The following is a 12,469-nucleotide window of genomic DNA, read 5'->3' on the forward strand; positions in this document are numbered from 1 at the left end:
GGGAGAGACCATGCTGAGAACCGCCGCCCTCGCCGGCGCGAGCCTTCTGGCCGCCGCCGCTTCGACGATCACCGCATCATCCGCCTTCGCCCAGCACGCCGCGCCGGAGCGCGTGACGCGGGGCAATCTGGTGATGGAGAACATCGCCGAGATCCCCGCAAGCGTGGGCGAGCGCCTGCAGCAATACTCCAATATCCGCTCGGCGAGCTTTTCCGACTTCAACCCGGACGGGGGGATCTACATCACCACCCGCTTTGGCGAGACCACACAGATCCACGCCGTGGACGCGCCAATGGGCATGCGCCGGCAAGTGACCTTCTTTGACGAGCGAACCAGCGGCGCCAACGTACGGCCCGACGGCTCGGGCCAGTTCGTGTTCACCAAGGATATCGGCGGCGACGAGTTCTATCAGGGCTTTATCCACGATCCTGCAACCGCGCAAACCACCCGCTTCACCGAGCCTAGGACCCGCAACGGCGGGGTCACCTGGACCGATGACGGCGCGCTCGCAGCCTGGGCGCGCACGCAGGACGGCGACCCTGACGCCGACATTCTGACGGCCGACCCGTCCGATCCTTCAAGCCTGCGCGTAGTGCTGGAAGGCGAAGGCGCAATATCTCCCAGAGACTGGTCACCCAACGGGCGCGATCTGCTGGTGGGGCGCTATTACTCCATCACCCACGCCGACCTGTTCGTACTGAACACCGAGACCGGCGAGATGAGCGAGATCCTGCCTGGCGAGGACATCGCCTATGGCGGCGCCGAGTTCGCCGCCGACGGCCGGAGTGTTTACGTGGTGACGGATCTGGACAGCGAATTTCGCCGGATCCTCGAGGTCGATCTCGCTGACATGTCCAGCCGCGTCGTAACGCCCGAGCACGGCTGGGACGTGGAGGCCATGGACCTGGCGCCGGACGGCTCCAAGCTGGTCTACTCGATCAATAATGGCGGCAATGGCGAGCTATTGATGATCGATCCTGAAACCGGCGAAAGCCTCACCGTCCCCGACCTGCCGCTGGGCCTCATCGGCTCGCTGCAGTTCGATTCCGCCGGGGAGCGGCTGGGCTTCACCCATGTGAGCGCGCGCTCACCGGGTGACGCCTGGACCTATAATCTGGCGTCGCAGGAGCTTGTGCGATGGACCCGGAGCGAGGTCGGCGGGCTGGACACCGAGCGCTTCGCCGAGCCCGAGCTGATCCGCTATGAAAGCTTTGACGGGCTTGAGGTCCCGGCGTTCTATTACCGCTCGCAGGGTGAAGGCCCGCGCCCGGTCATCATCGACATCCACGGCGGCCCGGAAAGCCAGGAGCGCCCCGGCTTCAACACCTCCATCCAGTACTGGGTCAATGAGCTGGGCGTCTCGGTGATCACACCCAACGTGCGCGGTTCGGCCGGGTATGGCCGCGAATACGTGATGATGGACAACGGCTTCAATCGTGAGGACAGCGTGCGCGATATCGGCGCGCTGCTGGACTGGGTCGCCGCACAGCCTGAGCTCGATGCAGACCGGGTCGTGGTCTATGGCGGCTCCTACGGCGGTTACATGGTGCTTGCCTCCATGGTCCATTATTCAGACCGGCTCGCCGGCGGGATCGACATTGTCGGCATATCCAATTTCGTCACCTTCCTGGAAAACACCAACGGCTATCGCCGCGACCTGCGCCGGGCTGAATACGGCGACGAGCGCGATCCGGAAATGCGCGCCCATCTGGAAGCGATCAGTCCGGCCAATCAGGCCGATCAGATCACCGCGCCGCTCTTCATCATCCAGGGCGCCAACGACCCGCGGGTTCCCGCCTCCGAGGCCGAGCAGATCCTGGCGGCCGTGCGCACGGCCGGCGGCGATCCCTGGTATCTCCTGGCGCTGGACGAGGGTCACGGCTTTGCGAAGAAATCCAATCGCGATTTCCAACGCCAGGCCGAGACCATGTTCCTTAACGACGTGCTCGAACTCGATTGACACTGAAGCCGTAAGGTCCGAACCCTTCGCCCAGAAGCAACCGAGCGCCCGATACCGGCGTTCCCGGGGGGAGCGAACGGTTTCGGTTCACGCGCGCGCCTCACGCAGGTAGACCAGCTCTGCGCGCCGACCCGGCGCGCGCCATTGTAAGGATACGCCATGTTACGCCTCCGCCTGACAGCCTCCGCCGCGGTTCTGGCCCTTGGACTGGCCGCTTGCGGTTCACAGAGCGAGGACGCTCAAACCGGTATGGACGGCGAAGCGGCGGAAAGCGGCCAGAGCAGCGACGCCGCCAACGCAGGCGACGCCGACCAGACCGACGCTGAAACCACCCAGACCGCGAGCGAGCCCATGGCGACCGGCCCCCAGCCCAGCACAGAGATCATGCAGATCGTCGCCCAGGCGCGCGCCTGCGCCACTGACCAGAACGCGATGAACTTCACCGCTCCCGATCAGGGCGAAGGCGTCAATCAGGCGAGCTATAACGCCGAGGTTTCGCGCAGCTATCTGGAACAGAACGCCGGACGCGACTGCGTGTTCGAACTGCCCAGCGGGCTGCAGTTCACCATCGTCACCGCCGTGGAAGACGCACCCTCGCCCAATCCCGGCGAGTTGGTGCGCGTGGATTACGAAGGCCGGCTGGTGTCCGGCGATGTCTTTGACAGCTCCTATGAGCGCGGCCAGCCGGCGGTGTTCCCGTCCAACCGGCTGATCTCCGGCTGGGTTGAGGCGCTGGCGCTGATGCATGTAGGCGAGGAGTGGACGTTGTTCATTCCGCCCGAGCTCGGCTACGGCCAGCGCGGCACGCCCGGCGGCCCCATCGGCCCCAACCAGGCGCTGGTGTTCAAGATCGAACTGCTCGGCCTGCCGGGCCGCGAGCAGAGCGGTCTCGCCGGGCAAGGCGGATAGGTCTGCTATGATTGAACGCACGTCGCGCGACTGGCTCAGTGAGCTGGTCGCGTTCGACACCACGTCCCGCACGTCCAATCTGGCGTTCATCGCCCATGTTGAGGCGTTCCTGGAAAGCCTTGGCGCGCGGTGCGAGCGCAGCTACAGCGATGACGGCTCGAAATCCAATCTCCACGCCGTGCTCGGACCGGACGCCGATGGCGGCGTGGTGCTGTCCGGCCATAGCGACGTGGTGCCGGTGGACGGTCAGGCCTGGACCAGTGATCCCTTCATCCTGGTCGAGCGCGAAGGCAAGCTTTACGGACGCGGCTCGTGCGACATGAAGGGCTTCATCGCCTGCGCCCTCGCCGCGGCGCCCGATTTCGCCAAAGCGCCGCTGAAGCGCCCGGTCCATTTCGCCTTCTCCTATGACGAGGAGATCGGCTGTATCGGCGCGCCGCGCATGATCGAGATGATGGCGGCCAAGACCCCGCGCCCCTCCTGCGTCATCGTGGGCGAGCCTACCCTTATGCAAGTGGTGACCGGCCATAAAGGGCTTTACTCGGTGCGCGTGGAGGTTCACGGCAAAGAGGCCCATTCAAGCCTTGTGGAAAGCGGCGCCTGCGCCACCACGGCGGCGGTTCGCCTCATGAACCAGCTGGTTGAGGAATCCCAAGCCCTGAAAGCCGCTGCGCCCGCCGACAGCCCGTTTGATCCGCCCTACGGCACGCTCACAATCGGACAGATGGGCGGCGGCACCGCGATCAATATCCTCGCGCGCCACGCCTGGTTCGAAGCGTTGATGCGCCCTGCGCCCTGGGATGACGGGCCGGGCCTGGGCCGCCGCCTGATGGAAAGCGCAGCCGCGCTGCAGGCCGAGCTGCGAGTGCGCGCGCCCGAGGCGCGGGTGGAGGTGTCGATCCTCAGCAATGTCCCGCCGCTAAAGCCTGAAATCGACGGCGAGGCGGAACAACTCGCCCGCCAGCTTACCGGCGACAATTCCCCGCGTGTGGTGGCCTATGGCACCGAAGGCGGACAGTTTCAGGAGGCGGGTTTCTCCACCATCGTGTGCGGCCCCGGCTCCATCGAACAGGCCCACCAGGCCGACGAATTCGTCGCCATCGAGCAGCTGGCCAAATGCGACACCTTTCTGGCCAGGCTCAAGGACCGGCTTTGCGCCTGAGGCCGACCATCGGCGCTCGTGCGCAAGCGCCAAGAGTATGTCACCATCGCTGCGCCTTTCCTGGAGCATCCCATGAGCGTCTACCGAGTGATCTACACGTCACGTCCCTACGGCTTCGACTCCGGCATGTTGAACGGCATCTTGATGGACGCCCGGCGCGCCAACGCCCGCGACGACATCACCGGTGCGCTGATCTGCCGCGAAGACATCTACATTCAATGGCTTGAAGGCCCGGAGCCGGCCGTCAGAGCCGCCGTTGACAGAATCCGGCGCGACGACCGCCATCTGGAAGTGACCATGCATGTGGAGAAGGGCGGCTGCGAGCGCATGTTCGGTGAGTGGACGATGCTCCATGATCCGGCTGTGACGTGGATCTGGCCCCAGGCGGCGGTCGCCGCCGGCGCCGTGGAGCGAGCCACCGCCGATGAGGTGGAGCACTTTTTCAAGCAGCTTCGCGACAAGCACGAAACGCCCAGCACGGCGTGAACGCCAGGATACCCGATGCCTGCCTGACGGGCGCGGGACACTCGTCAGGCTCCTTCCCGGGCCAGGGCGACGCCCACCGTACATGGACGACGGAGCGCCAGTGGCTACGGGCGCGCGACAGGAGTTTTCAGCCTGAATGTCGCCAAGCGGGAGATGCGCTCTATTTGGAATCGCTGGCAGTTCTCCGGGATAACCATGAGCCAGACGTCCAAACGCGAAGACTCCGCCCGCTATGACGTGTCCGGCGAATGGGGCGAGGATAATCAGGCCTGGTGGGACTGGTATGTCTCGCTCGCCCATAATCCCGACGAGGCGCGCGAGCGCATCCCCGCGACGCTCTCTGGTGCGGCGCCGGCGAGTGACGAAGCGCTGGCGACCGAACTCGCCGAGCCCTACCCGATTCAACCCGAACAGATTAAGGCGTTTCGCCGGGACGGCTCGGTCAAGCTGCCGGAAATGATCTCGCCCAACGCTGCGGCACGCCTGCGCCTTGTCATGGCGCAGCGACTCGGCGAGGCTTTCTCCACCACGCTGGACGGTGGCGCGGACGGGCGCTTTCTAAGCCTTGAAATGGTCTGGCTCACTGACACGGTGCTGCGCGCCTTCACCCTGAGCCCGCGCATCGCAGGCGTTTGCGCCGCGCTTCTGGGTGTACCGGCGGTGCGGCTCTACCACGACAATGTCCTGTCCAAAGAGCCGGGCTGCGGGCGCACGCCCTGGCATTTTGACGCCCACCATTTTCCACTGGCCACAAACGACGTAGTCACCGCCTGGATCCCCGCCCAGGCGATCCGGCGCGAAATGGGACCCCTCGCCTTCGCCAGCCCCATCGATGCCTGGCGCCTGGTGGAGAATATCCGCTTCGACAAAACCGATGACAGCTATGACCGGCGTGTGGCGGAGACCTTCCGCGAACACGGGACGCAAGTGGACGATAGCGGATTTGACGAGGGCACGGTCAGCTTCCACCATAATCTCAGCTTTCACACCGCCGGCGGCAATTTCACGACTCTAAGCCGGCTGGTTCTGGCCAACACCTATTTTGCCGACGGGGCGCGCGTCGTCGACGCACCAACGCTGGTCTCCGGCGACTGGCGCAAATTCATTCCTGACACCGAACCGGGCGAGATCGCCGCGAGCGCGCTGAACCCGATTTGCTGGCCCAACCCCACGGAGCGCTGATGTCCGACACCGTCACTCGAAGCCTGGCCCACTGGAGCGAGGCCCGCCGGTCCGGCATGGAGGCGTTCTACCGCCTGGCCACCAAGGATTACCGGCATCTGGCCGAATCCGCCGACTGGAAAGCCTGGCTCTCAGACCGCGCGGACAAGGCCGGAGACCGGGCGCTTCGGCTGCTGGACGTGGCCTGCGGCTCGGGCAAGTTTCCGGGCGCCCTCATCGAGCACGCCGGGATCGCCGAGGCCGGCCTTGGGCGCATCGAATATGATCTGCTGGACCCGGCGGCGTTTTCGGTGGCCGAAGCCAAGGCCGCCCTGAAGCCGCCCTTCTTTCCGGCTGGCGAGCATGTCTGCACCCTGCAGGACTTTGGCGGCGCAGACGGGTCCTACGACATCGTGTGGGCCACACACGCCCTCTACGCCCTGCCCCGCGACGAGCTGGAAGCCGGATTGACGCGCTTTGTGGAGGCCATGGGCGCGGATGGATGCGGCTTCATCGCCCATGCCTCGGAAGCATCCCACTATCTCACCTTCTACCGGGCTTATCTAGACGGCTTTGGAGTCACCGACAGCGAGCCCTACACCTCCGGCGAGGATCTGGTGACGGTGCTCACAAAGCTCGGCGTGAGGTTCACGGCGCACGAGATCACCTATGAAAACGGCGCGCCGGATTCAGAACGCGCTGCAGTAGAAGGCTATCTGCAGCGCTGCGTCTTTGACGATTCGGTGACCCTGGATGCCCTTTTGGCCAATCGCGTGACGGGGCCGTATCTGGAGAAATGCCTGCAGGGCGATGATTGGCGGTTCGCCCAGACCGTGACGCTCATAACGATCCAGTGAGCCGGCCATGATGCGCACTGTCCCCTCCGCGCCGGCGGCGACGCGGGCGACCCTCGCGTTTGTCAGCCGGTTCTGGGCGGCGCTGGCGTTCGGCTTCCTGCTGGCCTTCGGTTCCAGCGTCGGACAGAGCTATTTCATCGGCCTGTTCGGCGCGAATATCCGCGCCGATCTCGGCCTCACCCATGGCGCATTCGGTGGAATCTATTCCGCCGCGACGCTCGCCAGCGCCGGGTCGCTTCTGTTCGTGGGCAAGCTGACTGACCATCTGTCGGCCCGCGCCGCCGCCCTGGTGACCACGATCTGGCTGGCCGGCGCGGCGACCCTCATGGCGTTCGCCGTCAACGCCCTGATGCTCGGCGCGGCGCTGTTCGCCCTGCGCCTGGGTGGTCAGGGCATGATGAGCCATATCGCGCTCACCACGCTGGGCCGCTGGTTCCAGCGTGAACGCGGCCGGGCGGTGGCGCTGGCGACGCTGGGATTTCCCACCGCCGAAGCCCTGCTGCCGCCGCTGGTGGCCATCGCCCTTGTCAAGCTGGGCGCGATGTCAGTCTGGCTCATCGCCGCGGGGCTGATGATCGCTCTGGTCGCGCCGGCCCTGTTCATTCTCGCGACCCTCGCCGGCCGCGCACAAATCCGCGCCGCGGCTGCGGCGGACCCGAGCGGACCCGGCGATGAGACGCAATCCTGGACCCGCGCCCAAGTGCTTAAAGACCCGCGATTCTATGCCATCTGCCCAGGCCTTCTGGCCGCGCCGTTCATCGTCACCGGCCTGCTCTTTCATCAAAGCCGGCTGGTGGAGATCAACGCCTGGACCCTGTCCGGCTTTGCCGCGCTCTTCCCACTCTTCGCCGGCGCCGCGGTCGCGTCCGGGCTCCTGACCGGCGCGCTCGCGGACCGCTACGGCTCGCGCCGTGTCCTGCCCGCCTATCTGGCGCCGCTGGGCGTGGCGCTCTTGCTGTTCAGCGTTACAGACAGCCTGGTGGTCGCTGCTTTTTGCATGGCGCTCGTCGGCGTGACGGCCGGCGGCGCCACAGTGCTGTTCGGCACGGTCTGGGCTGAGCTTTACGGCCTGGCCCATCTGGGCTCCATCCGTGCCCTTGCGGTGTCTCTCATGGTGTTCGCAACCGCGCTCGGCCCCGGCGCCATGGGCCTCCTGATCGATCTGGGCGTCGGCCTGGACGCGCAGTTTCAGGGTCTGGCGGGCTACGTAGCGGCCTGCATTGCAGCGCTTTTCTGGCTGCAACCGCGCCTCATCGCCAAACCGCCCCCAATTCCAGCCAACGGAGCCGCAAGACAATGAAATCAGACGCGCCCCTCCCGTCCGGCTCTACGCCCATAGCTCCGGGCCTCCCAGGCGATCGCGGCGCGCGCCTTCGCGCCCACCTTAACGCCGTACATGAACGGGCGGCAGGCTTCACCGAGGCCTGCGCCACAAACTGCCGCAACGCCTCAGGCGTCAACAGCTATGAATGGCTGAGCCAGGCGATAAATCCGCCCCAAGGCGGGCATGTGCTGGATCTCGCCTGTGGCAGCGGCGTACTGCTGGAGGAGTGCAGGGACCGGTACGGCGCCGACATCGCCCTGTCCGGCGTCGATATGAGCCCAGATGAGCTGGTCCTGGCGCGGAGCCGGCTCATCGATGCGGACGTGACGCTGCATGAAGGGCTCGCGCAGTCGCTTGGCTTCGCCGGCGACGCGGCGTTCGACGCCGTCCTGTGTCACTGGGCGCTCACTTTGATGGATCCTCTGGAGCCGGCGCTCGCCGAGATCGCGCGGGTGCTGAAATCCGGCGGCGTGTTCGCCGCCATCGTGGACGGGCCGAGCGAGGCGGCGCGCGGATATGGCGAGATCTGCGCCCTCATTGATTCCCATGTGAGCGCCGCCCGGCCGGATTACGCCGAGCTGGGCGACCCGCGGGCGCGCGACGGCGCCGCGCTGGCGGATCTGGTCCGCAGCATCTTTCCAGGTGCAAGCGTAACGGTGGAAACCGACGTCTTCGCCATGGAAGATCCACCGAAGCGCCTTGCGGCGGAAACAGCCGGGTTTTTCTACTCAAGCTTCGTGCTGAACGAAGTCCAGCGCTGCGCCATGCTGGAGGATCTCGCCAGCTTCTTCGCCACCACCGGCGCCGGGCGCTATGAAATGCCGGTCAATCGCCTGCGGGTGGTCTGCGGGTGAAAGCTCCATCCGCAGGCGCTCGGCCAGGCGACGCGTGAGCGCTTAGCTTGCAGCGATCCGCGCCGGCGCCGCCGCCTTCGCCGCGGCGTGGGCCAGCAAGGCCGGCGACAGGAGCACCGCTATGCGTTCCGCCGGGCTGAGCCAGGCGCAGGCTTCGGCCAGCGTATGGCTGCGGCCAAGCTTTTCGCGGGCGATGATCTCAGCCTCGTCGAAGGCCGACTCCGCTTTGTCCAGCTGGGCGATATGGAAGGCCAGAAGGTCTGGATCAGCGACCAGATCCTCGATCGTGCCGGCGACAGCCCGTGCGCGCCACGAGGTGAGGCGCGCGGCCATTGCTTTTATCGCCGGCGCCGCGCCCGCCTGCTCCTCGGGGGTGCGGAGGACGGCCACCCGCTTCAAGGCCAGCCCGATGCTGCGCATGCCGCTGATCCAGGACAAGAATGGCGAGAGCAGAAGCCCCGCAGTCACCGGCAGCGTCCAGAAGAACAGGCCCGGCTCGATGGCGGCGGTCAGGGCGGCCAGCGCCAGCCCGGTGACGAAATGCCAGGCGTGGGCGCGCCAGGCCGCTGCAAAGCTGATCGGCCCGTCATCGCGCCGCTGGGGCTTCCACCCGGCGTCGCGGCCGAGAATGATGTCAAGGATGATATTGGCCTGAGCCAGCATCATCACCGGCGCGTAAAGCGCGCTCAAGACGGTCTCCAGCAACACTGAGAGCGTGAATGCGACCGGGCCGCCATACTGCATCAGCCGGCGCGGCCGCAGCATCACCGACAACCAGCCCAGGACTTTGGGTGTGAGGACCACCGCCATGGCCACGATGAACAGCTGAATAGCGCGCTCGGAATCAAAAACCGGCCAAGTGGGAAACAGGCCGGGCGCAGCGAAATAATCCGGCTCGGTCAGCCCCGCCTGGACCGCAATGACGAGGCCGGTGGCGATCAGCGCAAGCCAGACCAGCGCGCTGACATAGCTCATGATCCCCATGAGAAGGTGCATTCGGCTGACAAGCGTCAGGCCGTCGGCGAACGCGAACCGGATATGCTGAAGATTGCCCTGGCACCAGCGCCGGTCACGGATAATTACGTCGGACAGAGCAGGCGGAGCCTCTTCATAAGTTTCCACCAGATCGGTCGCCAGCTCCACCCGCCAGCCAGCCCGCCGGATCAGGGCGGCCTCGATGAAGTCATGGCTCATCACCGGTCCGCCGAAGGGCGGCTTGCCGGAAAGCAGCGGCAGCTTGGCGCTCTGGGCGAAGGCCTGTGTGCGGATAATCGCGTTATGGCCCCAGTAATTGGCTTCAGGCCCGTGCCAGAAGCCGAGCCCAGCGGCGAAGACCGGGCCGTAGCACCGGTTGGCGAATTGCTGCAGGCGGCCAAACAGGGTGCGCGCCCTGACGATACGCGGAATGGTCTGGAGCAGTCCCAGCCCCGGATCGCCGGCCATGCGCCGCGCAAGCTCTCGAATGACGCCGGTTCCCATCACCGAATCCGCGTCCAGCACCAGCATGGCGTCATAGGCGCCGCCCCAGCGCTCGACCCAGTTGGCGATGTTTCCGGCCTTCTTCTCGGTGTTGGCGCGGCGGCGCCGGTAATAGACCGGGCAGCCGTCGCCGGCCTGCTCCACCAGCTTTGAAAACACGCCCTCTTCGCTGATCCACGCCTCGGCGCGATTGGTGTCGGCGAGCAGGAAAACCGCAAACCGCCCCGGCTCGGCGGCGGCGAGTTCGGCCGCCATGGCCTCCACCGCCGCGGCGATGCGCGTGGGTTCCTCGTTATAGACCGGGATGAGAATGGCGGTCCGGGCCGGGGGCTCTGCGCTACGGCGCTGGCGGCGCGTGCGCAGAACCGCGGCGGGAAAGCCGAGCACCACCTGGGCGGCGGAAAACGCGACCCATCCAAAGCTTATGGCGAAGAGGACCAGAAACACCCATTGCAGGATCGTCAGACCCGCATCGCCATTCATCACTTCATAGGCTTCATACACGCCATAGCCGGTGATCGCGGCGGTCAGCACGGTGAGCACCAAGCGGCTGATGAACAAATCAATCCGGGCCATCGCCCCCAGCGACTGCACGCGTCGCCGCACGCCGCCGACGCTCTGGCGCGGCATGTCCAGCGGGCTTTCCGGCGGCAACGCGCTGGCCGGCTCAGCCACGCTGGATATACCTGTAGAGCCAGGTCTCCCCGATTGCGGTGTCGCCTGCAAAGGGGCGCACGCGCACTTCGGTGGCGGCGGCGTTGACAGAAACAAGCGTGAGATAGGCCCGGTAGCCGCCACCTGCCGGATTCTCGACCACATGGGTTTCGTACTCGGCGTCTCCCGACAGCGCGGCGTCCAGGCGTATGTCCTGCACGCGTGCGCCTCGCGGGTTTGACCAGTCGATCACGATCTGCGGACGCCCATCCACAAGCCGGCGTCCGAACGCGCTGCGAGTCACCGCGCCCAGGCCCCCATCCGGGGTTACATCGTCCGGCCAGGTGAGCCGGTAGCCGAAACTGTGAGTCTGGCCGGCGGCCAGCCCGCCGGCCGGGCGCCAATAAGCGACGATATTGTCGTTGCCTTCAAAGTCGGACGGGATCTCCACCAGCTGGACATGGCCCTCGCCCCAATCGCCCTGCGGGGTGACCCAGGCCGACGGGCGCCGGTCATAGCGGGCCTCGAGGTCCTCGTAGTCGGAGAAGCTGCGATCGCGCTGGCCAAGGCCGAAGCCGCGCGGATTACGGTCCATGAAAGCCGACATCTGCAAGGCTCGCGGATTGAACAAAGGCCGCCACAGCCGCTCGCCGCCGCCGGTGTGCATCGCAAGGCCAAGGGAGTCGTGAACCGCCGGGCGATAATCCGGCGCGTCCGGCGCATCCATGGACCCGTGCATGAACATGGAGGTCAGGCAGCCAAGGCCCACATGGGAGATGGCGGCGCGCGGAAAAAGCGTGACCTGCACGTCCATGGCCGTCGGAGAGCCCGGCCAGATGGCGAAGCGATAGGCGCCGGACACGCGCCGGCTTTCCAGCAGCGCATGGACGACGATGGCGTCCATGTCCGGGGACGGGCGCTCGATCCAGAAGCGGCGGAAGGTCGGAAATTCCTCCCCGCCCGGCTCGCCGGTATCGATGGAGAGCCCGCGCGCCGACAGGCCGTAGACCTGGCCCCGGCTGACGGCGCGAAAATAGCTCGCTCCCTGAAACACCACGAACTCTTCGGCTTCGCCGGCCCTGTTGATGGGGTGGTGCAGGCGAAACCCGGCATACCGGCCGACCTGGGCGATCAGTTCGGCGATCTCGGCGCTCGGTGTCTGAAACGCATCTGCCGCCAGCGCTACGGGGCGCGCTACGCCGCTTTCCACAAGCAGCACGTCCACCGGCTCGCGATACACCGAGCCTGGGGCGAACATCTGGACCGAAAACTGTGACGCTGTATTCGCCCAGACCGCACGCGAGCGCTGGAACTGGATGGCGCGATAGGTGTCGTAATCCAGCGCACTGAGGCCTTCGGGCAAGGCCGGCGGCGGCGTGAACGCAACCTGGCTCAGGGCCCGCGCCTGCGCGATGACGTCGTCGTGGGAAAAGCGCTGCGCCTGGCCCTGAAACCTGGCGCCGGACGCAGGCGCGAACGCCGCCGCGGCAAGCGTCGCCAGCCCGCTGGACAGGACGCCGCGGCGCGAAAGCACGGTCATTGGCGCGCGACTCGCGGCGTCGGGACCGGAGGCGGCGCCGGCTGTTCGAAATTTAGGTCGGACTTAAAAATAATGTCACCTTC

10 protein-coding genes are annotated in these 12,469 nt (G+C 66.3%); 8 read left to right on the plus strand and 2 right to left on the minus strand.

What is annotated here, in order from left to right; all coding sequences use genetic code 11:
* Positions 1 to 10 precede the first annotated feature (10 nt).
* The 8 genes from ACWCOP_RS12155 to ACWCOP_RS12190 all read left to right on the plus strand — a co-directional run bounded on the left by ACWCOP_RS12155 (position 11) and on the right by ACWCOP_RS12190 (position 8,713).
* On the plus strand, positions 11 to 1,960 hold the full coding sequence (locus tag ACWCOP_RS12155; RefSeq protein ID WP_478248555.1) for a S9 family peptidase: 1,950 nt from the start codon (positions 11 to 13) through the stop codon (positions 1,958 to 1,960).
* Positions 1,961 to 2,119: 159 nt separating this feature from the next.
* Positions 2,120 to 2,869 (plus strand): FKBP-type peptidyl-prolyl cis-trans isomerase, encoded by a 750-nt coding sequence (locus ACWCOP_RS12160; protein WP_478248556.1) that lies wholly within the window; start codon positions 2,120 to 2,122, stop codon positions 2,867 to 2,869.
* 7 nt (positions 2,870 to 2,876) lie between these two features.
* A complete protein-coding gene (gene argE / locus ACWCOP_RS12165) occupies positions 2,877 to 4,031 on the plus strand; it encodes an acetylornithine deacetylase (RefSeq protein ID WP_478248557.1) in 1,155 nt (384 codons plus the stop codon).
* Between the two features lie 72 nt (positions 4,032 to 4,103).
* Positions 4,104 to 4,517 carry a BLUF domain-containing protein gene (locus tag ACWCOP_RS12170; RefSeq protein WP_478248558.1) on the plus strand — a complete coding sequence of 138 codons (414 nt, stop codon included), beginning with the start codon at positions 4,104 to 4,106 and terminating at the stop codon, positions 4,515 to 4,517.
* A 195-nt stretch (positions 4,518 to 4,712) separates the two neighbouring features.
* Entirely contained in the window at positions 4,713 to 5,699 is a 987-nt protein-coding gene (locus ACWCOP_RS12175; RefSeq protein ID WP_478248559.1) for a phytanoyl-CoA dioxygenase family protein, read from the plus strand.
* Positions 5,699 to 6,535: a class I SAM-dependent methyltransferase gene (locus ACWCOP_RS12180; protein WP_478248560.1), complete on the plus strand. Its 837-nt coding sequence runs from the start codon at positions 5,699 to 5,701 to the stop codon at positions 6,533 to 6,535. Before ACWCOP_RS12175 ends, ACWCOP_RS12180 begins: the two co-directional genes overlap by 1 nt.
* A 7-nt stretch (positions 6,536 to 6,542) precedes the next feature.
* Positions 6,543 to 7,835, plus strand: a complete 1,293-nt coding sequence (locus ACWCOP_RS12185; protein ID WP_478248561.1) for an MFS transporter — start codon at positions 6,543 to 6,545, stop codon at positions 7,833 to 7,835.
* Entirely contained in the window at positions 7,832 to 8,713 is an 882-nt protein-coding gene (locus tag ACWCOP_RS12190; protein WP_478248562.1) for a class I SAM-dependent methyltransferase, read from the plus strand. Before ACWCOP_RS12185 ends, ACWCOP_RS12190 begins: the two co-directional genes overlap by 4 nt.
* A 42-nt stretch (positions 8,714 to 8,755) precedes the next feature.
* Here ACWCOP_RS12190 and mdoH read toward each other — a convergent pair whose 3' ends face one another.
* Together mdoH and ACWCOP_RS12200 are read right to left on the minus strand one after the other, a co-directional pair.
* Positions 8,756 to 10,867, minus strand: a complete 2,112-nt coding sequence (gene mdoH / locus ACWCOP_RS12195) for a glucans biosynthesis glucosyltransferase MdoH (RefSeq protein WP_478248563.1) — start codon at positions 10,865 to 10,867, stop codon at positions 8,756 to 8,758.
* Entirely contained in the window at positions 10,860 to 12,386 is a 1,527-nt protein-coding gene (locus ACWCOP_RS12200; protein WP_478248564.1) for a glucan biosynthesis protein G, read from the minus strand. The genes mdoH and ACWCOP_RS12200 overlap by 8 nt, the downstream gene beginning before the upstream one ends.
* Positions 12,387 to 12,469 lie beyond the last annotated feature (83 nt).

This window comes from Apolloniradiicaulis salifontis, assembly GCF_053756655.1.